The organism is Desulfovibrio sp. 3_1_syn3 (assembly GCF_000145315.2).
Taxonomy (GTDB): domain Bacteria; phylum Desulfobacterota; class Desulfovibrionia; order Desulfovibrionales; family Desulfovibrionaceae; genus Desulfovibrio; species Desulfovibrio fairfieldensis.
The window spans coordinates 1592943-1617928 of sequence record NZ_ADDR02000001.1; the positions used below are offsets into that span (position 1 = coordinate 1592943).

Here is a 24986-nt window from a genome sequence, read left to right on the forward strand (position 1 = left end):
GTACCCGCGCCCCGCGCCGCAAAAGGAGTGCTCAGGGCCGGATGATCTTGTCCGCCAGGTCCAGGCTGGTGACGATATCCAGCATATTGGAGGTTTCGCCCACGGCCTTGGCCTCCAGCAGGCCGTAGTGGGCCAGGCAGGTACCGCAGACCAGCACCGAAACGCCGCTTTGGGCCAGGCTTTGCAGCGCCTCCAGGGCCGGGCCCGGCCGCGCCGCCAGCTTTACGCCGCCGTTGAGCAGGACCAGACGCCAGAGGCGCGATCCCAGTTCCGGCAGGGTGGCGAGGAAATTGGTCATCAATTTTTCCCCCAGGCCCTCGTCGCCCCGCCCCAGGCTTTCCGTGGTGATCAGTACCAGAGTTCCGGCCTCGCGCCCCAAGCCGGAAGCCGTTTCCGCCCTTACGGGATTCGCTCCCACAGCGGTTCCCTCTCCGGCGCGGGCCGTAAGCCGCCAGAGGCCGTCGCCTTCTTTCGCCCGGTCCACGGCATAACCCCGGCCGCGCAGAAAACGTTCCACGTTTTCCGCGGCCGGTTCGTTGTCCACCAGAACTTCCAGTTCCGCTGTCCCGGCATCCACAAGCTCCCGGCTGCGGATGACCGGCTGCGGGCAGGCCATGCCCCGGCAATTCAGCAATTTCATAGCGTTCTCCATATTGTTGGGAATTATTGCCATTTAAGAAAAATAAGGCTAAGCCTATTTTCAAAGCAGTCGATAAGCAAGGTAAACTTGGAGAGGATGGTGGGCGTATGGGGATTCTGCTGCAAGCCGTGATTCTTCTGCTGGCGGGGGGGCTGGCCGCTGCGCGGCCGGAAGGCGCATTGTTCTGGATATTGCTGGCGATTCTGGCCGCATGCGCCGCGGCGGACCTGGGGCTCTGGCTGGCCGCCGGGCGAAAACAGGCCGCTTTGTCCGCGTTTGCCGACAGCCTGCGCGACGCGGGAAGCCCGGTGCCGCAAGGAAACGACCTGGAACGCGTGCACCGGGCCTTGGAGGAGATGAACGAGGCCCGCCACAAGGAGCGGGAAGCCGCGGCAAGCGAGGCCCGGACCTTGGGCGAGGCAGCGGAGGCCCTGCGGGCCGAGCTGGATGCCGCGCGCGGGCATGAGCGCGAACTGGCCGACCAGCTGGCCCAGAGCGCTCCTGTGCTGGACAAGGCCCACAGCGTCTGCGCCAAATTGTCCACGGATGTGGGGCATCTTTCGCAACTGGTTTCCGATGTGGACAAGGGCGTGGAAGTGCAACGCGTGCGTTTGGGCGAAACCGGCGGCGCCATGGAGCGCGTGGCCGAAGCCGCGCGGGAATCCTCCAGCCGCGTGCGCGAAGTCTCCGACAATGCCGAGACCTCGCGCGGCCAGGCCGTCACCGGTGAAAAGGAAGTGCACGGCGCCGTGGATTCCATCGAAACGGTCAAGGGCACCATTCTGCATCTCAAGGAGGCCATGGCCGGACTGGGCGAAAAGGCCCGTGACATCGGCCAGGTCATGAACGTCATCAACGAAGTGGCGGACCAGACCAACCTTCTGGCGCTCAATGCGGCCATTGAGGCCGCCCGCGCGGGCGAGGCCGGGCGCGGCTTTGCCGTGGTGGCTGACGAGGTGCGCAAGCTGGCCGAAAAGACCATGGGCGCCACCAAGGAAGTGGAAGAGGCGGTCCACGCCATTCAGGAAGAAACCCGCCTCAATGTGGAAACCGTGGACGAGGCCGCCCGGCTGACCGTAGAGAGCGCGGAGCGGGCCTCCCGCGCCGGGGATTTCATGCGCGAGATCGTGGGCGGCATGGAAGAGACCGCCGGACATCTGAAAATCATCGCCCAGGGCGCGGCTGAACAGTCCGAAAGCAGCACCCAAACCAACGAGGCCCTGGAAGAGATCCGCCACGTGGCCGAACGCACGGCGGCCAACATGGAAACATTCACGGCGGCCCTGCTTTCTTTCAAGAGCGGCATGGAAGAGCTGGATATGATCGTCAATGCCCTGGTAACGGGCGATTACGCCCAGGCCGCCGCCTCGGACAAATTCGTGCAGTGGACGCCCAAGCTGGATCTGCGCGTACCGGCCATTGACCGCCAGCACCGCCGCCTCTGCGACTACATCAATGATTTGTACCGGGCCATGAAGAACAACCGCACCGGCGTGGAGCTTCAGGCCATTGTAAAGAAATTGCGGGACTACACGGCGTCGCATTTCAGCGACGAGGAAAAGATTTTCGTGCCTTCGCAGTACCCCGGCACCAAGGAACACAAGGCCATCCACCGGAAGTTCGTGGCAAAGCTGGACGAGTTCGAGGCCCAGCTCAAGAACGGCACCGCCACGGTGAGCATGGATCTGCTGAGTTTCCTCAAGGACTGGCTCATCAACCACATCGCGGGCACGGATCCCACCTATCTGCCCTATATTCAGGATATGGTCGAAAAGGACAGCTAGGCGCCTGCGCCCCCTCGGAATCTTTCAGGAACACGTCGAAGCGCCCGGATATGGATTCGGGCGCTTCGACGTGTCGGCAGGCGCGGTTGTTACCGCGCCTGATTCTTGTAAGAAAAGGGAGGCGGATTGCCGGTAAGCGGGCCTGAAACATATCGAAAATTGTCACGGACAGGCAGAGCTGAATACCGTCGGCTAGAGCAAATTACCTTTGAAACGCCATGCGCCTCAAAAGGTTCATTCCGGCGAAAAACGCGGTTATCGCCGGAATCCACGCCGCGTTGCTCTCGATGCCTGTACGCTCTTTGGGCTACAGGCACGGCCCTGCGGGCCGCCCGTCGGGTCGGTCTTCGCGGCGCACCTCACCTTGTTCGGTGTTGGAGCATTTCAAAATTGAAATGCTCTAAATGGAAAAAGTCTGTCTTAACAAGCTGTTACGTGTTTTGCGGAATATTCATCAGCTGGGGATACGCAATGCATTTTGTTGCTGCCAAGGGGATTCTGTCGGCAAAAAACGGGATGAATCTGTATCGTGGTTGCTCTCATGGCTGCATATACTGCGACTCAAGGAGCAAATGCTACCATCTGGAACATGATTTTGCAGATATTGAAGTCAAGTCAAATGCCCTTGAATTATTAGAAAATTCTCTTAAACGGAAACGTTCAAAATGCATGCTGGCTACCGGCTCCATGACAGACCCCTATATTCCGCTTGAAAATGAACTCGGAAATGTCAGAGAAGCCTTGTCATTGGCCTATCAATATGGTTTCGGATTCACACTGATAACAAAATCAAATCGCGTTTTGAGAGATTTAGACCTGCTGACAGGTATAAATGAAAGAACAAAATGCGTTGTTCAGATGACCTTAACTACCTATGATGAGGAATTGTGCAAAAAACTTGAACCAAACGTCAGTACGACGCGAGAACGCTTTGAAGTGCTAAAGCGGCTACGCAATGCTGGTATCCCGACGGTTGTATGGCTTTGCCCTGTTCTTCCCTTCATCAATGACACTGAAGAAAATATAACAGGTATTTTAGAGTATTGTATCGAGGCAAAGGTTTACGGCATTATTTGCTTTGGTATGGGGATGACGCTCCGTGAGGGAAGCCGGGAATATTTTTACAGTCAATTGGACCGGCTGTTTCCGTGTATGAAAGAAAAATATATACAGGAGTACGGCACGCGATATGTACTTACCAGCCCTGATAGTAAAATTCTGATGCAATTGTTTCATCAGGTTTGCGAAAAAAACGGCATTGTGCATGATAATAAGAAGATATTTGAATATCTGAATGCGTTTGAGGAAAAACAAGGCAATGCGCAACTAAGCCTGTACAGTATGCTGAACGCGACTTTCCCGGGTACGGCCTTGCCCACCGGAGGGAAATAAAAACGTCCTGCACGGGCGGCTCTCCCAATCCGGCCGCAGGCAGGCTCGCATTTTCGGCAAGGCGATTTTTTCGCGCGGCCCGGCAGACCGCCGGGGCATGGCGGTCTGCCGGAGAATCGCCGCTTATGCGTACCACATGCGGTCACGCAGGCGTTGCAGGCCCTCATCGCCCACGTAGCGGCGCAGCAGTTTGTCCGGGGCGTTGAGCAGATCCACCACCAACAGGGCGTCCAGAGTGCCGAAGCGCCGGTCTTCATGAAAGGCCGCGATGCGCCCGCCGAGTTGAAGATAGTGTTTGAAGAGAATGGGCAGGGCGCGTCCGCCCTCCATCTGGCGCACCAGGTTGTTCACCGCGGCGTAGTCCAGGCCGCGCGCGAAGGGCAGCTCTTCACGCAGGGCGCGGGGCCGCCGTCCCTCCACCAGGTCCGCTAGTGGGGCGTGCCAGTGGCGCAGGCGCAGATGCCGCCAGAGCAGGTCCACGGATTGGGGCCGGTAGTTGAGGCCTATGCTGGACGGCCCGAAGAGCGTCCGCACGCCGTAGCGCAGGACCAGCTGTCCGATGCCTTTCCAGAGCAGAAGCAGGGGCGCGTAGTCGCGCTGATATTCATTGCTCACAAAGGCCCGGCCCAATTCCAGGGCAGTGCCGCACTGGCGGAAAAATTCCGCTTTGAAGCGGAAAAGCGAGGCCGTGTAGAGCGTGTCTTGCGTGCAGGTCCGCGCTTGCTCCGGCCGCACCAGGCGCGTGCGGTAAGCTCCGGCCAGAGCCTGCCTCTTCTCGTCCACCAGCAGAAGATGCTCGTATTGAGCATCGTAGCGGTCCTGATCCCGCTCCCGGCCGCAGCCTTCGCCCAGAGCGCGGAAGGCTTCCTCGCGCCGCCGGGTCAGAACGTCCAGGAGCGGCGGCGATTCGTGTCCCTGCAAAAGATATACGCCGTAGCGCCCGTCGTCCGTCAGTCGGCGGTTGGAGGGCAGGGCGGCCAATGCGGCCATGAATGCCGCCGGGCCCTGGGCCGGAGCCAGGGGCCTGCATCGGGCGGCCCGCGCCGGACGGCCCGCATCCGCCAGAGCTGCATGGCAAAGACGCAGGCATTGACTGCGCTGGGCGTTGTCCAGACCGGCCAGACCGGAGGCGCTGATCGGCAGGCCCACACGCATACCGGCCCGGCTGCGACGCTGACCGCAAAGCACGCGGGGCAGCAGCGCGCCGGCCAGCGCATCGTTGCAGTGGGCCGTCGCCAGGAACAGCGGGCTGACGCGGACCTTGAAGCTCAGCGGCAAAAGACGCAAGCTGTCCGGCGCGTGTGACCCGGCGCAACGGCTCAGGCGTCCCAGCAGCGGCAGCCAGGGCTCTTCAGTCAGCCCGCGTCCCGGCCGCCAGCGAGCCACCCGTCCCGCCGGAAACAGGCCCAGGGCTCCACCCCGGCGCAGATGCAGCACGGCTTGGCGCAGCACGGTCGCGTTCCGGTTTTTGTCTCGGCCGGTGAGGTCCAGGGGCAGAAGCATGGGCGCAAGTTGGGGCAAGGCCAACAGAGCGTCGTTGGCGAGAATTTTCAGGTCGGGCCGGACGTCGCCGCACAGGGCGGCCATTATCAGGCCTTCCAGTGCGCCCGAAGGGTGGTTGGCGTAAAGCAGCAGCGGCCCGTGCGGCGGGATGCGCGCCAAATGCTCCGGCGGGCAGTTCACGCGTGTTTCCAGGACTTCCAGGCAGGCTGCGGCGTAGGCCGGGGACGTTGGACGACAGGGGACGCGGCGAGCTATTTTTTTCAGGCGGGTCAGGCCCGAGGCCCGCCGCCCCAGGCCGTCGGCCAGGCGTTTCAGAATCTTGTCCAGAGGGTCGCGCCACCCCGGCAGGGGCAGCGCGGCGGCATTGCTTGTCATACTATTCTCCCGCGAATGAAAAGAAAAAGGCCCGGCGGGGATGTCAGTAAGTCCCTGCGAGGCCGTGCATGGCGCTGGTTTCAGCCGCAAGCCCCGTTGCCGGACCGCCTTCCCCGTCCTCCAGCATCTGCTGGCATTCGCGGCAGCGCGTGGCGCCGGGAGCGGCCAGCAGGCGAACCAGGGGGATTTCCTCCCCGCAGTCCTCGCAGAGCGGGCGACCGCCGTGGCGCAGAAAGTCCAGCAGGCTTTGCAGGCCGCGAATGCGCTCCGCGCTGTGGGCTGCCCGGCTTTGGGCCAGATGCGCCGTGGCCAGAAGCCCGGCTGCGTCCAGTTCGTCGGCGCAATACTGGACCTGAAAGGCTTCGCGCAGATGCGCCAGGCGCTGCTGTTCCTCGGCCAGTTTTGTTTGGACATCTTTGAGGGTGTGCTCCATGATCCGCCTCCGTCGCGCATGTGGTTTATGGATGATCCACATCTATCCGAGCTGTTTGGCGGAACGGTGACGGTCAGGTGAATTCGCGCGGACATGAAAAAGCCCCCGTGCCGATGGCGCGGGGGCTTTTCAGTTCAGGGAAGGGCGGTTCAGTTTCCGCACATTTCAAGGAAATAGCGGTGCAACCGCGTATCGGGAGTCAGCTCGGGATGGAAGGAGGTAGCCAGCACATTGTCCTGGCGCACGGCCACGGCCTGGCCGTTGACCTGGGCCAGCACACGCGCCTGCGGGCCCACGCCGGTCAGCACGGGGGCGCGGATGAACACCGCCGGAATGGGCGGTTGCCCCAGCTCCGGAATGTCCAGCTCGGTTTCAAAGCTGTCCACCTGGCGGCCGAAGGCGTTGCGGCGCACAACAGCGTCAAGCACGCCCAAGCGGGGCTGGTCGGAGTTTTCGATCTCGCGGCAGAGCAGGATCAGACCCGCGCAGCTGCCGTAGACCGGCATGCCGTTTTCAATGCGCTGCCGCAAGGGGTCGAGCATACCCCATTCCACCAGCAGCTTGCCCATGGTGGTGCTCTCGCCGCCGGGGATGATCATAGCGTCGATGCCGTCCATGTCCTTGAGCTGGCGCACTTCGCGCGTCTCGGCTCCCAGGCGGGCCACCGAGGCCGCATGCTCGCGGAAGGCCCCTTGCAGAGCCAGAACGCCCACGCAGGGTTTGCCCATCTTACCAGCCCCGTTCCTGCATGCGCTCTGCATCCGGAATGGAGGAAATCTCGATGCCCACCATGGGTTCGCCCAGGTCGCGGGAGATTTCGGCCAGCACGGCGTAATCCTTGTAGTTGGTCACGGCCTGCACGATGGCCTTGGCGCGCTTGGCCGGGTCGCCGGACTTGAAGATGCCCGAGCCCACGAACACGCCGTCGCAGCCCAGGTGCATCATCAGGGCCGCGTCGGCCGGGGTGGCGATGCCGCCGGCCGCGAAGTTGACCACCGGCAGGCGGCCTTCCTTGCGCACGATCAGGCAGATTTCCAGGGGCGCGCCGCATTCCTTGGCGAAGTTGGGCACTTCGGCGTCGGGCAGGGCGCAGAGCATGCGGATTTCGTCCATGACCTGGCGGCAGTGGCGCACGGCTTCCACCACGTTACCGGTGCCGGGCTCGCCCTTGGTGCGGATCATGGCCGCGCCTTCGGCGATGCGGCGCAGGGCTTCGCCCAGGTTGCGGCAGCCGCAGACAAAGGGCACGGTAAAGTCGCGCTTGTCGATATGGTAACGGTCGTCGGCGGGAGTCAGCACTTCACTTTCGTCAATGTAGTCCACGCCCAGGGCTTCCAGAATGCGGGCTTCCACAAAGTGGCCGATGCGCGCCTTGGCCATGACCGGAATGCTGGCCACTTCCATGATCTTTTTGACGATAGTGGGGTCGGCCATGCGGGCCACGCCGCCGGCGGCGCGGATGTCGGCCGGCACGCGCTCCAGGGCCATGACGGCGCAGGCGCCCGCTTCCTCGGCGATTTTCGCCTGTTCCGGGGTGGTGACGTCCATGATGACGCCGCCCTTGAGCATTTCGGCAAGGCCGGTCTTGAGGCGGATGGTGCCCTGTTCCATAGCTGTACTCCTTCTATGCCGGGCGTGGGACCCGGCTGGTGATTTGGCTGGCGCCGCGCGTGCCCGCGGCGGTGCTGGCGTGTATATATGCGATATTCCTCCAGCTGACAATAGATGCCGAGAGCGCCGCCGCGCCGGGCCGCCAAGCATTGGCGGGCTTTCGCGGGCCGTGCCGGAGAGCGCGTTCCCGCTTGCGCTCGGGCCCGGCAACGGCTATGCTGATAAACTTCGAAGGAAAAAAGTATGAATGTGACCTTGTGCCTCAGATTGCCGTTTCTGCGTGGGCCGTTGCCCCGTGGGCTGGACCGGAGCGCTTCCGGCCCGGACGGTATTGATACTGCCGATGCGCCGCTCTGGCCCGGGGCCCTGCGCCTCTGGCCGGGCCTGCCGGACGATCCCGGTTTTCCGGCCGAGGGCTGGTACCGTCCCGCGAACTATCCTTTCAACGAGCGCGAGGCCGTGGCCTGCCTGGCGGATCTGCGCCGGATGGACGTGGCGGCCCTTTCCGGCCTGCCTGTGGGCGCGACTGCCGCGGGCAACGCCCGCACCGCGCGCCAAATGGCCGAAATGGCCGTGGTGGAGGGCCTGGGCGGGCTTGCCGGAACGGACAGCCCGGACGCCGCGAAGAGGGCGGCCCTTCATGCGGCGGAAGCCGCCCGCCGGGAGCGGCTGGAACGTGAACAGGCCCAGAAGACCCTGCTCTGGCTCTGGCTGCAGGAGGAACGGCTGGCCGAACTGGATGAACTGGCCCGGCGCTACGCGACAAACGCGGGCGGCCTGACCGCCGCTCTGGGCGTGGAAGAGGACGAAGGCCCGCGCGGCCTGCCTTTTCTCGGCGCTCCCATCGCTCTGGACCCGGCCCTGGTGCCGCCCTGGCGGCTGGCGGCGGCCAATGCCGCGTATTTTCTGCCCGAGGACACGGCCCTGGCCGTGGAAGGCCCCATGCGCGAAGACCTGCTGGAGCGGCTTGAGTTCAGCCCCGCGCCGCGGCGGGCGGAGCTGCTGGGCTGCCCCGCGGAGCGGGCCGGGGAGATTGTGGAAGCCCGCGCGCCGCTCTGGCGCGCGCTGGGGCATTCGCGCCCGGCCAGGGCGGACGGCCCGCTGGTTGAGGAACGCCTCTGGCTGACCTGGTGGCGGGCATGAGCGGCGCGCTTTTCTCCCACGGTCTGGGCGGCGTGATTTTCGATTGCGACGGCGTGATGATCAACTCCCGCGCGGCCAATGACGAATTCTACAATCGTGTGCTGGCCTATTTCGGCCTGCCGCCCATGACGCCGGAGCAGGAGGCCTATTCCTTCATGGCGACGGCGGGCCAGGCCCTGCGGTACATCCTGCCGAAGCGTCTGCACGGCGAGATCGACCGCGTGACCAGGGACGAAATCAATTACCAGCGCGACATCCTGCCCCTGTTGCGCCTCATGCCCGGTTTCCGCGAGTTCGCGGACGAACTGCACGACAAGGGCGTGCGCATGGCCATCGCCACCAACCGCACGGACCAGGGCGTTCAAAGGGTTCTGGACTTTTTCTCCTTGCCCTCCTATTTTGATCCTGTGGTGACGGCGAGCAATGCCGCGCCCAAGCCGTCGCCCGAAGGCGCATTGCGCATTTGTTCGGCCTGGGGAATGAACCCCCGTGATGCCCTCTTTGTGGGCGACAGCGCCCATGACAAGGAAGCCGCCGAGGCGGCCGGCGTGACTTTCGCGGCTTTCAACGGCGGCGGCCTGCAGGGCCGGATCACCGCGCCTGATTTCGCCGTGTTGCGCGACGCGCTGGCCCCGGCCCTGGCAGCGCGTTGATACATTCACGTTTCTATAAAGGGTATGTCGGAGAACGCATGATTGTGCTTGCCAATACATTGAGCGCCATAGCCCTGGTGCTGGGTTCGCTCCTGAACATCTATTTCTGGATTGTGATCATCGCCGCCGTGCTGACCTGGGTGCGGCCCGATCCTTACAATCCCATTGTGCGGACCCTGGGGCTCCTTACCGAGCCGGTTTTTTATCGGGTGCGCAAATGGCTGCCCTTCACCTATACGAGCGGCCTGGATTTCTCGCCGGTGGTGGTGTTGCTGGCTATCGAGCTGATCAACCGCATTGTGATCGCCTCGTTGGCCCAGTATGCCCTTGCCCTGCATTAGAGCGTGTTGACACTATGTCCTTTTGCCCGCTCGCTGCGTTAGATTTCATCTGCTTTTTCGATCGAGTACCAAAAGAGTACACTCCCTCAAAGCAGATTTATCTTCCTTGCGAGCGAACAAAAATTATATAGTGTCAACGGGGCCTGGAGTCGTTCACGCATGAAATGCGTCAGCCGCTCTAAAAACAGCCACCGGGCCGAACGCACCGATACGGGCTTTTTGCGCGGATTGTCCGTGCTGAAACATCTAACACTGGAGATTTCTTATGGATCAGCATGAAATTGACCTGCTGGAAAAGTATGCGCCCACTGATCCGGAGCTGAAATCCCTTTGGGAAGACCACGTGCTCTACGAAAAACAGGTGGGAAAGCTGGAAGGCAAGGCCTTCCGTACGCCTACCGAAGAGCAGACCCTCAAGCAGCTCAAGAAGCAGAAGCTGGAGGGCAAGACCAAAATGATGGACATCCTGGATCGTCTGAAAAAAGAAAGCAAATAAGCGGTTGAGGTGCCGGTCATGGAATGCACAGGTGCGCAGATTCTCCTTGAATCCCTGAAGCGTGAAGGCGTGGACGTGCTGTTCGGCTATCCGGGCGGCGCGGTAATCGATATTTATGACGAACTGCCGCGACATCCCGAGATCCGCCATGTGCTGGTCCGCCATGAGCAGGGAGCTGTGCACGCGGCTGACGGCTATGCCCGCGCCTCCGGCAAGGTGGGCGCCTGCCTGGTGACTTCCGGACCGGGCGCCACCAACACGGTGACGGGCATAGCCACAGCCAACAGCGATTCCATTCCTCTGGTGGTGATCACGGGCCAGGTGCCCACCAAGCTGATCGGCAACGACGCCTTTCAGGAAGTGGATATTGTGGGCATTACCCGCTCGTGCACCAAGCACAACTTCCTGGTCAAGGATGTGAGCAAGCTGGCCCTGACCATCCGCCAGGCCTTTTATCTGGCCCGCTCGGGCCGCCCCGGCCCGGTGCTGGTGGACCTGCCCAAGGATGTGGTCCAGGCCAGGGCGGAATTCGTCTGGCCGGAAGACATCTACATGCGCAGCTACAACCCCACCTACAAGCCCAATCTCAACCAGTTGCGGCGCACGGTGGAGGAGCTGGCCCAGGCCAGGCGGCCGGTGCTCCTGGCGGGCGGCGGCGTGATCATGGCCGATGCCGCCGAAGAACTGACCGCGCTGGCGCACAAGCTGCAAATCCCCGTGGCCTGCACGCTTATGGGCCTGGGCGGCTTTCCGGCCACGGACCCGCTGTCGCTGGGCATGGTGGGCATGCACGGCACCTACGCCGCCAACCTGGCCATCAACAACGCGGACCTGCTGGTCTGCGTGGGCGCGCGCTTCGACGACCGCGTGACCGGCAAGCTGACGGCCTTCGCCTCCAAGGCGCGCATCGTGCATATCGACATCGACCCCACCTCCATCCGTAAAAACGTGGAAGTGGACGTGCCGGTGGTGGGCGATTGCCGACAGGCTCTGTCCGGCATCATGGAAATCTGTGAGGCCAAGCTGGCGGACAAGGACTGGGCCGGCGAGCATGCCGAGTGGATTCGCGCCGTGTCCGAGTGGAAGGAAAGCAAGCCCCTTTCCTACCAGCAAAACGGCAACATCAAGCCCCAGCAGGTGGTGGAAGCCCTGCGTCACCTCACCCGCGGGGACGCCATCATCGCCACGGAAGTGGGGCAGCACCAGATGTGGGCCGCCCAATTCTATTCTTTCACCAAGCCGCGCACCTTGCTGACCAGCGGCGGCCTGGGCACCATGGGCTTCGGTTTTCCGGCGGCCATCGGCGCGCAGTTCGCTTTTCCGGACAAGCTGGTCATCGCCGTGGCCGGCGACGGCTCGCTGCAGATGAATATTCAGGAGCTGGCCACGGCCGTGGCCTACAAGCTGCCGGTCAAGGTGGTCATTCTGAACAACCGCCATCTCGGCATGGTGCGCCAGTGGCAGGAGCTTTTTTACAACCATAACTACAGCTCCACCAACATGGAGGCCCAGCCCGACTTTGTGAAGCTGGCCGAAGCCTATGGCGCCGAGGGCTACCGCATTGAAAAGCCCGAGGACCTTCTGCCCGAGCTGGAAAAGGCCCTGGCCTCTCCTAACCCCGCTTTTATCGACGTGGTGGTGGAGCGCGAGGAAAACGTCTATCCCATTGTGCCCGCCGGCGCGGCGCTGGATGAAATGCTGCTGGTGTAGGGCATTTCATACGACATGAAATGCCCGCAAGGATTTGCGGACAAATCCTTGCCGCCCAAACAGGCGCGGGCGGGCGTTGTCCGCCGTACAGCGGCTGTTTGAAGCGTTAATTGCTCTATGGAGAGTTGGCTATGCAACGACACGTGCTTTCCGTGCTGGTGGAAAACGAACCCGGCGTGCTTTCCCGCGTGGTGGGCCTGTTCAGCGGGCGCGGCTTCAACATTGATTCGCTCAACGTGGCTCCTGCCCTTGAGGAAGGCGTCTCGCACATGACCATCACGACCTATGGCGACAGTATGATTTTGGAGCAGATCATGAAACAGCTGCACAAAATCGTGTCCGTCATCAAGGTGATGGATTTTGCGGACATCGCCGCCGTGGAGCGGGAAATGATGTTCGTCAAGGTTCAGGCCGAAGGCCCCATGCGCGGCGAAATCCTGCGCACCGTGGAGATCTTCCGCTGCAAGGTGGTGGATGTCAGCACCAATGAGATGACCATTGAGGCCACGGGCGACCACGGCAAGCTGGAGGCCATCATCAGCCTGCTGCAACGTTTCGGCATCAAGGAACTGGCGCGCACCGGCTCGGTGGCCATGCGCCGCTCCAAGAAGGTGGATTGACGCGCCGCCCGCAAAGGAGCATGGGTAGCCCCGGTAAGCGGTTCCGTTCCCCGGCGGAATGGGCCGAGGCGGTTTCGTCCGCAGGCCCGTTGCCTTTGTCCCCATTTCCCCGCCGCGTGTGCGGTCAGGGATGTATTTTGTTTAACCGTGAGCGATTACAGAGGATGTTCAGATGAAAGTGTATTATGATCAGGATGCCGATCTCAATGTTTTGAAAAATAAGACCGTCGCCATCATCGGCTACGGCAGCCAGGGCCATGCCCATGCCCAGAACCTGCGGGATTCCGGGGTCAAGGTGGTCGTGGGCCAGCGCCCCGGCGGCGCCAACTACGAGCTGGCCAAAGAACACGGCTTCACGCCCGTGTCCGCCGCCGAAGCGGCCGCGCAGGCCGATCTGATCATGATTCTGCTGCCCGACGAAGTGCAGGCGGCGGTCTATGAAAACGACATCAAGCCTCACCTGACCAAGGGCAAGGCCCTGCTGTTCGCCCACGGCTTCAACATCCACTTCAGCCAGATCCAGCCGCCCAAGGATGTGGACGTCTTCCTCATCGCGCCCAAGGGCCCCGGCCATCTGGTGCGCCGCACCTTCACCGAGGGCGGCGGCGTGCCTTGCCTGGTGGCTATCGAGCAGGACGCCACGGGCGAGGCCCTCAAGGTGGCCCTGGCCTATGCCAAGGGCATCGGCGGCACCCGCTCCGGCGTCATTGAAACCACCTTCCGCGAAGAGACGGAAACCGACCTCTTCGGCGAACAGGCCGTGCTTTGCGGCGGCGTTTCCGCGCTGATCAAGGCGGGTTTCGAAACCCTGGTGGAAGCCGGGTACCAGCCGGAAATGGCCTATTTCGAATGCATGCACGAGATGAAGCTGATCGTGGACCTGATGTACGAGGGCGGCCTTTCGCGCATGCGCTATTCCATCAGCAATACGGCGGAATACGGCGACTATGTCTCCGGCCCGCGCCTGATCAATGAGAACGTGAAGAAGGAAATGAAGGGCGTGCTCAAGGATATCCAGAGCGGCAAATTCGCCCGCGACTTCATCCTTGAGGCCCGAGCCAAGTACCCCATGTTCCTGACCACCCGCCGCAACGAGTCCGAACATCAGATCGAGCAGGTGGGCAAAAACCTGCGCGGCATGATGTCCTGGCTCAAGAAGGACAAAAAAGACTAAACAGCCGGGCCATGCGGCTGTTCCGGAACATTTCAGCTTTGGAATGCACAGCATTCCAAAGCTGATCTTCTCTGAGGAGCGCTTCGGCGCTCCTTTTTCGTAAGGGGCTTTAGCCAGTTGAGCGAGCGTTTGCGAGCGAAACAGAAATCCACCCGCTATGCGGGTGGAAATAATTTGTTATACAAAAAACACCTTTCCCATACGATAGAGTTGTTCAAGCCCATCGTAATTTTTAAGGGAAAGGTGTTTTTATATGGGAACTCGAGTTCAAAGTTTAGCCCACACAAAATGGTTGTGCAAGTATCACATTGTCTTTTCTCCAAAATACAGGCGGAAAATAATATTTGCCAACATTCGAGAAAGTATCGGAGAAATTCTTAAGGACTTATGCAAATATAAAGGTGTTGAAATTATCGAGGGCCATCTCATGCCGGATCATGTGCACATGCTGGTGAGTATTCCTCCAAAAATCAGTGTATCAAGTTTCATGGGGTACCTGAAAGGAAAAAGCTCATTGATGATTTTCGATAAGCATGCAAACCTGAAGTACAAATTTGGCAATAGGAAATTCTGGGCGGAAGGATATTTCGTCAGTACGGTAGGACTCAATGAGGTAACGGTCAAAAAATACATTCAGCAGCAAGAGAAGCATGATATTCTGCAAGATCGAGTAAGTACCCGAGAATACCAAAACCCCTTCCAGGGGTAAGCCAAAGCGGCAAGGGCACTGGGCTTGAACAAAGTGAAAGCCAGCGCCTTTAGACGCTGGCCGGTAACAAGCCCTTATAGGGCTGGAGCAAACCACCCGCTATGCGGGTGGTTTTGATTTGCATGCGGCCATCGCCCGGCCATCGCCCGGCAAGGGCCGGGCGCTCCCGCTTCATGACAAAAAGTGAGGGAACCGGGTGAAGGCCCCGGTTCCCTCGGAGAAGGACGCGTGCTGTCCAAGCGCGTCCGCCTGCGGCCGGAATGCGCTATTTCCGGCCGCAACAGTGTTAGTCAGGCTTTTTTCAATTCCTGGATCAGATTGGTCAGGCCTTGGGCCTGGGCGGCCAGGTCGGACACGGCTTTGGCCGCCTCAGCCATGGCCTCGGCGGTCTGGCGGGACATGTCGTTGACTTGGACAATGGACTGGTTGATCTCCTCGCTGGCGGCGGACTGTTCCTCGCTGGCCGTGGCAATGGCGTTGACCTGGTCCCCGGTGGTTTCCACAGTGGCGACAATCTCCTCCAGGGCCGCGCCGGAGCGGCTGGCGAGTTCCGTGGCCTCGCCGATGCGTTCCACGGCGTTGTCCACGCCGGTCATGCTCTTGGCCGTGCTTTCCTGAATGGCCTTGATGGCATTGCCCACGTCGTTGGTGGAGGCCATAGTTTTCTCGGCCAGTTTGCGCACTTCGTCGGCCACCACGGCAAAGCCGCGCCCGGCCTCGCCCGCGCGGGCCGCTTCAATGGCGGCATTCAGCGCCAGGAGGTTGGTCTGGTCCGCGATGTCTGAAATCACGCCCATGATCCGGGTGATGTCCTGGGCGTGCTCATTGAGCTGAGTCATGTCCTCCTTGAGCTCCAGGGACATCTGGTGGACCTGCTCAATGCTCTGCACGGCTTTTTTCACCACCTGGGACCCGGCCTCGGCCTTTTCTTTGGTTTCGGCGGAAGCGGCCGAGGCGGAACCGGCGTTTCTGGCCACTTCCTGGACCGTGGCGTTCATTTCGTTCATGGCCGTGGCGGCCTCGGAGAGACGGGTGGCGGACTCGGCCGCGCCCCGGTCGGACTGCTCGATCTGGGCGGACAATTGCGTGGACGCGGAGGAAACCACATTGCCCACCGCTTCCAGTTTGTCGGCGGCCACCAGCATGGCTTCGGTCTTGGATTGGGCTTCCTCGCTTGCGGACTCGGCCCGGGCCATGGCTTCCTGGGCCTTGGCGGATTGCTCCTTGGCGTTTTCCGACTCGCGTTGGGCGTTGTCGATATTCCGTTTCAGGGCGGTAACCATTTCCACAATGGAGCCGTACACGCCTATTTTTTCGCTGCCGTCATCAATATTATAATCGCCGCCCACCACGCGCCGGGCGAGGCCGTCCAGCACGCCGGGGTCCTTGCCGAGCTGACGCAGGGTGTTGCGGATGATGAAGGCCATCAGCACGATGCTGATAAGCAGCACCACAATGAGCATGCCGATGACCATGCTCCGGGAATCGCTGAAGACTTTTACGCCGAGATCGCTGCTCTTTTTGCTGCCCTCCACGTTGAAATCCACGATGGCCCCAAGGCTCTTGGAGGTTTTACGGTACAGTTCCTTGGAGGTGGTGTTGAGTATGCCTATGGCTTTTTCGGTCTGCTCGTCCCGGGAGAGTTTCAGGATCCGCGCATGCGTCTCCATGTACTCTTTCCATTCTTCCTCAAACTTCGCCCAGAGTTTCCGCTCATCATCCGTCTCAAGCAGGGCGGCGTATTTCGCCTCGTTATCCTTGATTGCCGTGAGCAGTTCGTTCATTTCTTTTTCATACCCGGCCATCACGTCCTGTTCCGTGGCATAAATGTGCCGGATTTCCGCGATACGGAAGTCTGATACCAGGGTGTCGAGGCGCATGGTATAGCGGGTGGCCGGAAACCATTCATCAATAATTTCCACAGCCACACCATTGATGCGGTTCATCTGGGTCAGGCTGAAGATGCCCAGCCCGCAAAGCATGATCAGCAGAAAGCCGGTGGAAAGCGCAAGTTTAGTCCGCAGTGTCATGATTTCTCCCCAATTCTATGTTCTTTCCATTGGAATAATTCAAGATATGATGAAAAAACGGTATGCCGCCGAACAACAGCATGCCGCAAGCGCATGCAGGATGTGGTTACAATGTGCGACGCGTGCGGTCAGGCCGCTTTCAGTTCCCGGATCAGGTCGGTAAGCCCCTGGGCCTGGGCGGCCAGCTCGGTCACCGCTTTGGCGGCTTCGGCCATGGCCTCGGCGGTCTGGCGGGACATGTCGTTGACTTGGACGATGGACTGGTTGATCTCCTCGCTGGCGGCGGATTGCTCCTCGCTGGCCGTGGCGATGGCGTTGACCTGGTCCCCCGTGACTTCCACAGTGGCGACGATTTCTTCCAGGGCCGCGCCGGATTGCCCGGCAAGCTCCGTGGCTTCGCCGATGCGCTGTACGGCGTTGTCCACGCCGGTCATGCTCTTGGACGTGCTTTCCTGAATGGCCTTGATGGCATTGCCCACGTCATTGGTGGAAGCCATGGTTTTTTCGGCCAGCTTGCGCACTTCGTCGGCCACCACGGCAAAGCCGCGTCCGGCCTCGCCCGCGCGGGCGGCCTCAATGGCGGCGTTGAGCGCCAGGAGGTTGGTCTGGTCCGCGATGTCCGAGATGACGGCCATAATCCGGCTGATGTCCTGGGCGTGCTCGTTGAGCTGGACCATATCTTCCTTGAGCGCCAGGGACATCTGATGGACCTGGTCAATGCTCCGCACGGCTTTTTCCACCACCTGGGCCCCGGCTTCGGCCTTTTCCCTGGTTTCAGCGGAGGCGGCCGAGGCGGAACCGGCGTTTCTGGCGACTTCCTGGACAGTGGCGTTCATTTCGTTCATGGCTGTGGCCGCTTCGGAAAGGCGCTGGGCGGATTCGGCCGCGCCCCGGTCGGACTGCTCAATCTGGGCGGACAACTGGGTGGAAGCGGAGGAGACCACATTGCCCACGGCTTCCAGCTTGTCGGCGGCCACCAGCATGGCCTGGGTTTTGGCCTGGGCTTCCTTGCTCGCTGACTCGGCCTGAGTCATGGCTTCCTGGGCCTTGGCGGACTGCTCCCTGGCGTTTTTCCGACTCGCGTTGGGCGTTGTCGATGTTCCGCTTCAGGGCATTGACCATTTCCACAATGGACGCGTACACGCCCTGTTTCCTGCCGCCGTTGTCGATATTGTAGTCGCCGTTCACTACGCGGCGTGCGATATTGTTGAGTTCGCCGGGATCCTTGCCCAATTGGCGCACAATGTTGCGCACAATGACATATGTCAGCAGAACGGCGATAAGAATTGCCGTCACGGTCAGGATGCTGCCGATCATTCTGGACCGGCTGTACATTTCGTCGCCTTGCCGGTTGGTTTCATTGGCGTTGTTCTGGATGGTGGCGGTCAGCTCATCGATACATCGGGTGAGGACATCGAATTTTTCCCGCGACTCGTCGTTGAGCAGGGTCATGGCCTCTTCGGTTTTATTTTGGCGGGAAAGATCAAGCAGGCGGAAGGCAACTTCCTGATAGGCGCGCCGGGCGTCGGTCAACTTGCCCAACAGAGCACGGGCATTAGGCTCGTAGAGCAGCTTGTCCAGCTGTTCGAATTCATTGCCGACTTTTTCCCGCCACTTGGCAAGCCTGACGCTTACTTTTTCTTTCTGGGCGGGGTCGGTGTTGCAGACATAGCGCATTTCTATGGTGCGTTGCCGGGTCAGATTGGTACTGGGCAGTCCCACGAGAGACATGATCGGCATTTTCCGGTCCGTCAGATCCGTGGAGATCTCATTGACCGAATCCATTTCCACCAACAGGTAGGTTCCCAAGACGGCCATCAGAACGGCCAGAAGCCCCATGCTCAGACAGATTTTTGTGGACAGTTTCATCTCCCTCGCTCCGTTAACTGTTAGGACGACCGGTGTGCCCTCGGTGGAATCCTTTTTCAGGCCGGGGCGTCACGAACTGCCGGACAGGAGCGGCTGAAGAAAAAAGAAATCCAAAAATAGGAAAAAATGCGAAGCCCGGCCGAAGACCTCCGGCACCGGCTTCACAGGCGGCAAAAAAGGATCAGATGTGTGCAGGCCTGGAATCCTCTCTCCACCGCAGCAGGACAGTACCGGGCAGCTCGGCGTTGCGACGGGGAGAGAGAAAGGGACATCCGGTTGTTTGCCTCATGACGCTCCTTGCATGGAAAAACGGCGGTTGCCGCCGTCCGACCTTGCGGCCGGAGCGCGCCCCGTGCCGAGGACGCGGAACCTCCGTTCCATGCCTCATCCCCGTGCCTGTGCGACGTGGGGAAAGCAAATGTATATTTACTTTCCATATCGGAACAAAAAAAGTTCTCTTTAGCGTAAGAATAAAATTATTCTGCAAAGTTCCGTGAAAATCAATATAAATGAATATTTTTATGGCATACTGTATTTTAAAAAATGTTAAATATTATATAAAATAAAAAAATTTACTTTTATCAAAAGAAGAGTTTTTATGTTATATATTTACTCTATGTCATAACATAGAAAACCCCAGAATCCCGACATTCCGACCGGGATTCTGGGGGGGGCGGGCGCGAACTGTCCAAACGCGCCCTTATGCGGCCGAGGTATGCGCTGTCCCGGCCGCAACGGTGTTGTCAGGCTTCCTTCAATTCCAGGATAAGATCCGTAAGGCCCTGGGCCTGGTCGGCCAGGTCGGACACGGCCCTGGCAGCCTCGGCCATGGCCTCGGCGGTCTGCCTGGACATGTCGTTGACCTGGACGATGGAGTGGTTGATCTCCTCGCTGGCGGCGGACTGTTCCTCGCTGGCCGTGGCAATGGCGTTGACCTGGTCCGCCGTGGCTTCCACAGTGGCGACAATCTCTTCCAGGGCCGCGCCTGATTGCCTGGCGAGTTCCGTGGCCTCGCCGATGCGTTCCACGGCGTTGTCCACGCCGGTCATGCTCTTGGCCGTGCTTTCCTGAATGGCCTTGATGGCATTGCCCACGTCGTTGGTGGAGGCCATGGTTTTCTCGGCCAGCTTGCGCACCTCGTCGGCTACCACGGCGAAGCCACGTCCCGCGTCGCCCGCGCGGGCCGCTTCAATGGCGGCGTTGAGCGCCAGGAGGTTGGTCTGGTCCGCGATGTCCGAAATCACGCCCATGATCCGGGTGATGTCCTGGGCGTGCTCGTTGAGCTGGACCATATCTTCCTTGAGATCCAGGGACATCTGATGGACCTGCTCAATGCTCTGTACGGCCTTTTCCACTACCTGGGCCCCGGCCTCGGCTTTCTGCTTGGTTTCGGCGGAGGCCGCCGAGGCGGAACCGGCGTTCTTGGCCACTTCCTGGACCGTGGCGTTCATTTCATTCATGGCCGTAGCCGCTTCAGAGAGGCGGGTGGCGGACTCGGACGCGCCCCGGTCGGACTGCTCGATCTGGGCGGACAATTGCGTGGACGCGGAGGAAACCACATTGCCCACGGCTTCCAGTTTGTCAGCGGCCACCAGCATGGCTTCGGTCTTGGATTGGGCTTCCCTGCTCGCGGCCTCGGCCTGGGTCATGGCTTCCTGGGCCTTGGCGGACTGCTCCCTGGCGTTTTCCGACTCGCGTTGGGCGTTATCTATATTCTGTTTCAGGGCAGCGACCATTTCCACAATGGCCCCGTAGACCCCCATCTTTTTGCCGTCGTCGTCAATATCATAGTCGCCTCCCACCACGCGGTGGGCGATATTGTTGAGTTCGCCGGGGTCTTTGCCCAGCTGGCGCAGGACACCGCGAATGATCAGGACGGCGAGGAAGATGCCGATGAGCAGGGCAACGATGAGCAGGCCGATGACCAGCATCCGGGAGCTGTCGTAGAGTTGATCGCCAAGCGCGCTGGCTGCGTCGCCTCCGGCCACATTGATTTTGACCAGTTTGATAAGCAGCTCGCTGGCGTGTTCGAAGATTTCCCGGGAAGGACCGGTGAGCAGGGCTCTGGCTTCATCCGTGCGGTTTTCCTTGGACAGGGCGTAGATTTGCTGGTGGATTTCCTGATATTTTGTCCAGTCCGTGCGAAAGGCTTCATAAGCCGCCCGTTCTTCAGGACTGCTGATCATCTTGACATATTCTGCCTCTCTGTCTTTAAACTTTTGGAGTTCCTCATTCATGCGTTCTTCATATCTGGCCATCTGCTCCGGCGTGGTGGAGAAGATGTGCATGATCTCCTGAATGCGATAATTCGAAGTATCGACGTTCATACCTTGCGCATACCGGGTCGAAGGCAGCCAATTATCGGCTATTTCCGTGGATGAGTCATTGATCCGGCTCATCTGGATCAGGCTGAAGATGCCCATCCCGCAAAGCATGGCGAGTAGGATGCCCATTGCCAATGAAAGTTTCGTCGCCAGTTTCATTTTTCCCCATCCTTTATTAGAAAACATGACTGTGAATTGCCTCGTCCCGCTGCTATGGAAAATCAGCAGAAAAGACGGCAGCCTCGGCTACTCTCTCTCTGCCGCAACAAAGCGCCGCGTTGGAATATCCGGCATTGCGGCACTTCAAGAGATGCTCGAGCCGGATTGGTTGCTTCATGATATTCCTTCCTCTGGGAAACGACGGCAATTGGCGCGGCCCTCGGTGCCGGAGTGTGATTTGCTTCCAGCCCAAAAGCGCACGTATTCAGACAGCCTTCATCCCCGTTGTGCAATTTCCATATTCATCTTTCCATATTACGGGGAAAGATTGCAGGAAATTTATATGTATTATCGGAATAAAAATAATCTTCATTAGCGTATTGAGAATGGTAATGCACAATTTTTTTGAAAAAAAAGAGAATAAATATGGCAGTATAACGTATCTATTTTTAGTAAAAATGAAAAATAATATCTAAAATTAGAGATATTATTTCTATAAATAGAAATTTTAACTAATATATTTTATTTAGATTCTTTTGCGATAAGCGATAAACAAGGTAAAAAATAAGAGGCGCTTCCTGTCAGGCGCTTTACTGAAGCCGTAAACAACGCGCCTTGTCTGGAGATGCTCACGCACAGCCTTGAGAATGAGCGCCATCCTGCGTAAATTTTATGATATTGAGCTTCATTTCGTGGAAGTATTTCACTGGAAATCGGCATGATGGCTTCAGAATTGCCTCTTTTCCGTGTAGTAAAGGCGGCGGCCCTGATTTGGAGCGGAGAAACCGCAAAAGAGGCTGACACGCTCACAGCCCAGCCGTTTGGTTGCGGCAGGCCACCAGACGAGCAGGCAAAGGAAGGCCGGGCATCAGTGATGCCCGGCTCATGGAGATTGCCGTTCGCGCTCAAGGGAAGAGATGGTTGAAAGTTCCGCTACGCCGCTTTCAACTCCTGTATCAAATTCGTAAGGCCCCGGGTCTGCGCGGCCAGATCGGACACGGACTTGGCCGCCTCGCCCATGGCCTCGGCGGTCTGCTTGGACATGTCGTTGACCTGATCGGCTGCCTCTTGGCCGTGCTTTCCTAAATGCTCTTGATGGCGTTGCCCACGTCGTTGGTGGAGGCCGTGGGCTTTTCGGCCAGCTTGCGCACCTCGTCGGCCACCACGGCGAAGCTCCGCCCGGCCTTGCGGCGACTTACGCGAAGATGCCTGTTGATGTGTCGCATCCTGCTTCTCCATGCCTCGTTTCCGCTGGGCCGTCGTGATCCGGCGGAAAAAAGCAGCGTATATTCCTGTCAGCATATATCGGAATAAGAAATGGCATCGCTAGTTTTGGTCGAAGGTATTCCGTATAAAAGCGTTTTGGGGAGATGAACGTACGATATGGATAAATAAAATTATTTTGTTATGGTAAACAGGGCGATCGCACTGTGAAAAAAAATCAGCACCGCCCCTTCAAGGGGCGGTTTGATTTGGCCCTATAAGGGCCTGTTACTCATCCGCCCCCTGAAGGAGGCCAGACCTGACTTCCGCCGCTATTCCTAGCGACCCATAAATGGGTCTTTACGTTCAAACAAACTATGCTGATCGGCTATTTTGTCTCGTATCTCTTGCTCACGAATATACTTCAAAAGAGTGGCTTCATTCACCCCTACCGTGCTGACAAAATAGCCTTTGCACCAGAAATGACGGTTCCCAAACTTATATTTCAAGTTCGAAAACTGCTCGAATATCATTAACGCGCTTTTTCCCTTCAAGTATCCCATGATTTGTGCCACGCTATACTTGGGAGGTATTTTTATGCACATGTGGACGTGATCAATACATGCATGCGCTTTTAATATTTCAATCTTTTTATACTCACACAACCTCCTTAATATCAGGCCAATTTCTTTCTTGTATTTGCCATAAATAATTTTGCGCCTGAATTTCGGTGCAAACACGATATGATATTTGCAATTCCAACGCGTGTGCTCTAAACTTTGATCATCCATTGTCGCTCTCCTTTGCTACTACGGAAGTCAGGACAACTTTTTTGTAGCAAAGGAGAGCTTCTTTTTGACAGCTATAGGCTTCGCCTTTTTGGAACTCCCCGCTTAGCGGGGAGTTTTCGATCATAAAAAAAGCGCGCCCCGCACTCCCGGGGCGCGCCGTGAACGTGCGCGTGTTGTCCTCACGCGCCCGCGTGCGGCCGGGGCAAGGCATTCCCCTCCCGGCCGCAACATTGTCATGGTCAGGCCGCTTTCAGTTCCTGGATCAGGTTGGTCAGGTCCTGGGCCTGGGCGGCCAGGTCGGACACGGCCTTGGCCGCCTCGCCCATGGCCTCGGCGGTCTGCCTGGACATGTCGTTGACCTGGACGATGGACTGGTTGATTTCCTCGGACGCGGCGGACTGTTCCTCGCTGGCCGTGGCAATGGCGTTGACCTGGTCCGCCGTGGCTTCCACGGTGGCCACGATTTCCTGGAGGGCCGCGCCGGAGCGGCTGGCGAGTTCCGTGGCTTCGCCGATGCGTTCCACAGCGTTGTCCACGCCGGTCATGCTCTTGGCCGTGCTTTCCTGGATGGCCTTGATGGCGTTGCCCACATCGTTGGTGGAGGCCATGGTCTTTTCAGCCAGTTTGCGCACCTCGTCGGCCACCACGGCAAAGCCGCGCCCGGCTTCGCCCGCGCGGGCGGCCTCAATGGCCGCGTTGAGCGCCAGAAGGTTGGTCTGGTCCGCAATGTCCGAAATCACGCCCATGATCCGGGTAATGTCCTGGGCGTGTTCGTTGAGCTGGACCATATCTTCCTTGAGCTCCAGAGACATCTGATGGACCTGCCCGATGCTCTGCACGGCTTTTTCCACCACCTGGGCCCCGGCCACGGCCTTTTCTTTGGTTTCGGCGGAAGCGGCCGAGGCGGAACCGGCGTTTCTGGCCACTTCCTGGACAGTGGCGTTCATTTCGTTCATGGCCGTGGCCGCTTCGGACAGACGCTGGGCGGATTCGGCCGCGCCCCGGTCGGACTGTTCGATCTGGGCCGAAAGCTCGGTAGAGGCCGAGGAAACCACGCCGCCCACCTGTTCCAGCTTGTCGGCGGCCACCAGCATGGCTTCGGTCTTGGTCCGGGCTTCCTGGCTCGCGGCCTCGGCCTGGGCCATGGCCTCCTGGGCTTTGCGGGACTGCTCTTTGGCGTTTTCCGACTCGCGCTGGGCGCTCTCGATATGTGTCTTCAGGGCGTTGACCATTTCCACAATGGAACCGTACACGCCCAGTTTTGTGCCCCCGTCGTCCACATCGTAGTCGCCGTCCACCACGCGCCGGGCGATATTGTTCAGCTCGCCGGGGTCCTTGCCCAACTGGCGCAAGGTATTGCGCACCAACAGCAAGGTCAGGATAACGGCTATCAGCACGGCGGCCACCACCAGACAGATGCCCAGCAGCCGCGAATCGGCATATGCGGCGTCGCCCTCGGCATTGACCTGCGCGATGGTGTTGTTGATCGCCGCTATCAGATTGGCAAGGCTTTCGTTCATCTTGTCATATGCCGTACGCGATTCGCCGGACATCAGGGCCAAGGCTTCTTCTGTATGTTCTTCACGGGAAAGGCCGAGCGCTTTCCGACTTACGGCGCGATACGTCTCGCGGGCGGCCAGATATTCCTGAAAAGCCTGTTTGGCCTGAGGACTGACAAGCACCTCGCCAAGTTTTTTGATATTTCCGGCGATGACGCCCTCCCACTTCCCCTGTCTGGTTTCGTATTCCCGCATTTGGGCCGCATCGGTAGTGTAGATGTGCAGAATTTCGGCCATGCGGTATTCCGAAGCCGCGTTGTTCATTGCGTCCGCATTCGCCAGGCTCGGAATCAGCCGGGCGGCCATCAGGCTGGACACGTCATTGACGCTGGCCATCTGCATGATCAGATACACGCCCAGAACACCCATGAGCACGGCCAGAGACCCCATGCTCGCCGCAATTTTCGTCGAGAGCTTCATAATCCATGTACCTCCAGAGAAACAGGTTGGGCCGCCGGCACTTTCCG

Annotated in this window: 20 protein-coding genes and 3 pseudogenes; 11 read left to right on the plus strand and 12 right to left on the minus strand. The window is 59.5% G+C overall.

Annotated features, from left to right (window positions below):
- Nucleotides 1-31: 31 nt before the first annotated feature.
- Nucleotides 32-640, minus strand: coding sequence for a sulfurtransferase-like selenium metabolism protein YedF (gene yedF, locus HMPREF0326_RS06750; protein ID WP_020990348.1), 609 nt, complete (start codon nucleotides 638-640; stop codon nucleotides 32-34).
- 107 nt (nucleotides 641-747) lie between these two features.
- Between yedF and HMPREF0326_RS06755 the strand changes: the two genes are divergently transcribed.
- On the plus strand, nucleotides 748-2424 hold the full coding sequence (locus tag HMPREF0326_RS06755) for a bacteriohemerythrin (RefSeq protein ID WP_008685296.1): 1677 nt from the start codon (nucleotides 748-750) through the stop codon (nucleotides 2422-2424).
- Between the two features lie 471 nt (nucleotides 2425-2895).
- Entirely contained in the window at nucleotides 2896-3816 is a 921-nt protein-coding gene (locus tag HMPREF0326_RS06760) for an SPL family radical SAM protein (protein ID WP_035072843.1), read from the plus strand.
- Between the two features lie 123 nt (nucleotides 3817-3939).
- Here the strand turns inward: HMPREF0326_RS06760 and HMPREF0326_RS06765 are convergent, their stop codons facing one another.
- The 4 genes from HMPREF0326_RS06765 to pdxS all read right to left on the minus strand — a co-directional run bounded on the left by HMPREF0326_RS06765 (nucleotide 3940) and on the right by pdxS (nucleotide 7738).
- Nucleotides 3940-5694 carry a lysophospholipid acyltransferase family protein gene (locus HMPREF0326_RS06765; RefSeq protein ID WP_020990350.1) on the minus strand — a complete coding sequence of 585 codons (1755 nt, stop codon included), beginning with the start codon at nucleotides 5692-5694 and terminating at the stop codon, nucleotides 3940-3942.
- Nucleotides 5695-5737: 43 nt separating this feature from the next.
- Nucleotides 5738-6127 carry a TraR/DksA C4-type zinc finger protein gene (locus tag HMPREF0326_RS06770; RefSeq protein ID WP_008685300.1) on the minus strand — a complete coding sequence of 130 codons (390 nt, stop codon included), beginning with the start codon at nucleotides 6125-6127 and terminating at the stop codon, nucleotides 5738-5740.
- 149 nt (nucleotides 6128-6276) lie between these two features.
- On the minus strand, nucleotides 6277-6855 hold the full coding sequence (gene pdxT, locus HMPREF0326_RS06775) for a pyridoxal 5'-phosphate synthase glutaminase subunit PdxT (protein WP_008685301.1): 579 nt from the start codon (nucleotides 6853-6855) through the stop codon (nucleotides 6277-6279).
- 1 nt (nucleotide 6856) lies between these two features.
- Complete coding sequence (gene pdxS, locus HMPREF0326_RS06780; protein WP_008685302.1) at nucleotides 6857-7738, minus strand: pyridoxal 5'-phosphate synthase lyase subunit PdxS; 882 nt, start codon at nucleotides 7736-7738, stop codon at nucleotides 6857-6859.
- 243 nt (nucleotides 7739-7981) lie between these two features.
- On the opposite strand from pdxS, the gene HMPREF0326_RS06785 reads away from it, so the two are divergent.
- The 8 genes from HMPREF0326_RS06785 (at nucleotide 7982) to tnpA (HMPREF0326_RS06820) (ending at nucleotide 14584) form a co-directional block, all read left to right on the plus strand.
- Entirely contained in the window at nucleotides 7982-8881 is a 900-nt protein-coding gene (locus HMPREF0326_RS06785; protein ID WP_020990351.1) for a hypothetical protein, read from the plus strand.
- Nucleotides 8878-9534: an HAD family hydrolase gene (locus HMPREF0326_RS06790; protein ID WP_009303551.1), complete on the plus strand. Its 657-nt coding sequence runs from the start codon at nucleotides 8878-8880 to the stop codon at nucleotides 9532-9534. The genes HMPREF0326_RS06785 and HMPREF0326_RS06790 overlap by 4 nt, the downstream gene beginning before the upstream one ends.
- 38 nt (nucleotides 9535-9572) lie before the next feature.
- Complete coding sequence (locus HMPREF0326_RS06795; protein ID WP_008685305.1) at nucleotides 9573-9875, plus strand: YggT family protein; 303 nt, start codon at nucleotides 9573-9575, stop codon at nucleotides 9873-9875.
- Nucleotides 9876-10140: 265 nt separating this feature from the next.
- The gene (locus tag HMPREF0326_RS06800; protein WP_008685306.1) at nucleotides 10141-10371 is read left to right on the plus strand and encodes a DUF465 domain-containing protein; all 231 of its coding nucleotides are present in this window, start codon (nucleotides 10141-10143) and stop codon (nucleotides 10369-10371) included.
- A gap of 18 nt (nucleotides 10372-10389) precedes the next feature.
- Nucleotides 10390-12081 carry a biosynthetic-type acetolactate synthase large subunit gene (gene ilvB, locus HMPREF0326_RS06805; protein ID WP_008685307.1) on the plus strand — a complete coding sequence of 564 codons (1692 nt, stop codon included), beginning with the start codon at nucleotides 10390-10392 and terminating at the stop codon, nucleotides 12079-12081.
- 131 nt (nucleotides 12082-12212) lie between these two features.
- Nucleotides 12213-12701 carry an acetolactate synthase small subunit gene (gene ilvN / locus HMPREF0326_RS06810; protein WP_008685309.1) on the plus strand — a complete coding sequence of 163 codons (489 nt, stop codon included), beginning with the start codon at nucleotides 12213-12215 and terminating at the stop codon, nucleotides 12699-12701.
- 172 nt (nucleotides 12702-12873) lie between these two features.
- Nucleotides 12874-13875: a ketol-acid reductoisomerase gene (gene ilvC, locus HMPREF0326_RS06815; protein ID WP_008685311.1), complete on the plus strand. Its 1002-nt coding sequence runs from the start codon at nucleotides 12874-12876 to the stop codon at nucleotides 13873-13875.
- Between the two features lie 253 nt (nucleotides 13876-14128).
- Nucleotides 14129-14584: an IS200/IS605 family transposase gene (gene tnpA, locus HMPREF0326_RS06820; protein WP_008686514.1), complete on the plus strand. Its 456-nt coding sequence runs from the start codon at nucleotides 14129-14131 to the stop codon at nucleotides 14582-14584.
- Between the two features lie 290 nt (nucleotides 14585-14874).
- On the opposite strand, the gene HMPREF0326_RS06825 is transcribed toward tnpA (HMPREF0326_RS06820), so the two are convergent.
- The 4 genes and pseudogenes from HMPREF0326_RS06825 to HMPREF0326_RS06835 form a co-directional block, all read right to left on the minus strand.
- Entirely contained in the window at nucleotides 14875-16614 is a 1740-nt protein-coding gene (locus HMPREF0326_RS06825) for a HAMP domain-containing methyl-accepting chemotaxis protein (RefSeq protein WP_008685315.1), read from the minus strand.
- Between the two features lie 128 nt (nucleotides 16615-16742).
- Nucleotides 16743-17961, minus strand: a pseudogene (locus HMPREF0326_RS06830) (methyl-accepting chemotaxis protein); the annotation flags it as partial.
- A 42-nt stretch (nucleotides 17962-18003) separates the two neighbouring features.
- Nucleotides 18004-18483 (minus strand): annotated as a pseudogene (locus HMPREF0326_RS17595) (MCP four helix bundle domain-containing protein); the annotation flags it as partial.
- Between the two features lie 743 nt (nucleotides 18484-19226).
- Nucleotides 19227-20966: a HAMP domain-containing methyl-accepting chemotaxis protein gene (locus HMPREF0326_RS06835; protein ID WP_008685318.1), complete on the minus strand. Its 1740-nt coding sequence runs from the start codon at nucleotides 20964-20966 to the stop codon at nucleotides 19227-19229.
- Here HMPREF0326_RS06835 and HMPREF0326_RS16700 point away from each other — a divergent pair.
- On the plus strand, nucleotides 20929-21342 hold the full coding sequence (locus HMPREF0326_RS16700; RefSeq protein ID WP_147568381.1) for a hypothetical protein: 414 nt from the start codon (nucleotides 20929-20931) through the stop codon (nucleotides 21340-21342). The two genes, HMPREF0326_RS06835 and HMPREF0326_RS16700, sit on opposite strands and share 38 nt — an antisense overlap.
- Nucleotides 21343-21899: 557 nt before the next feature.
- Here HMPREF0326_RS16700 and HMPREF0326_RS16705 read toward each other — a convergent pair.
- The 3 genes and pseudogenes from HMPREF0326_RS16705 to HMPREF0326_RS06845 all read right to left on the minus strand — a co-directional run.
- A pseudogene (locus HMPREF0326_RS16705) lies at nucleotides 21900-22153 on the minus strand (methyl-accepting chemotaxis protein); the annotation flags it as partial.
- 354 nt (nucleotides 22154-22507) lie between these two features.
- A complete protein-coding gene (gene tnpA, locus HMPREF0326_RS06840) occupies nucleotides 22508-22960 on the minus strand; it encodes an IS200/IS605 family transposase (protein WP_020990355.1) in 453 nt (150 codons plus the stop codon).
- 239 nt (nucleotides 22961-23199) lie between these two features.
- Nucleotides 23200-24939, minus strand: coding sequence for a methyl-accepting chemotaxis protein (locus HMPREF0326_RS06845; RefSeq protein WP_020990357.1), 1740 nt, complete (start codon nucleotides 24937-24939; stop codon nucleotides 23200-23202).
- Between the last annotated feature and the right edge of the window lie 47 nt (nucleotides 24940-24986).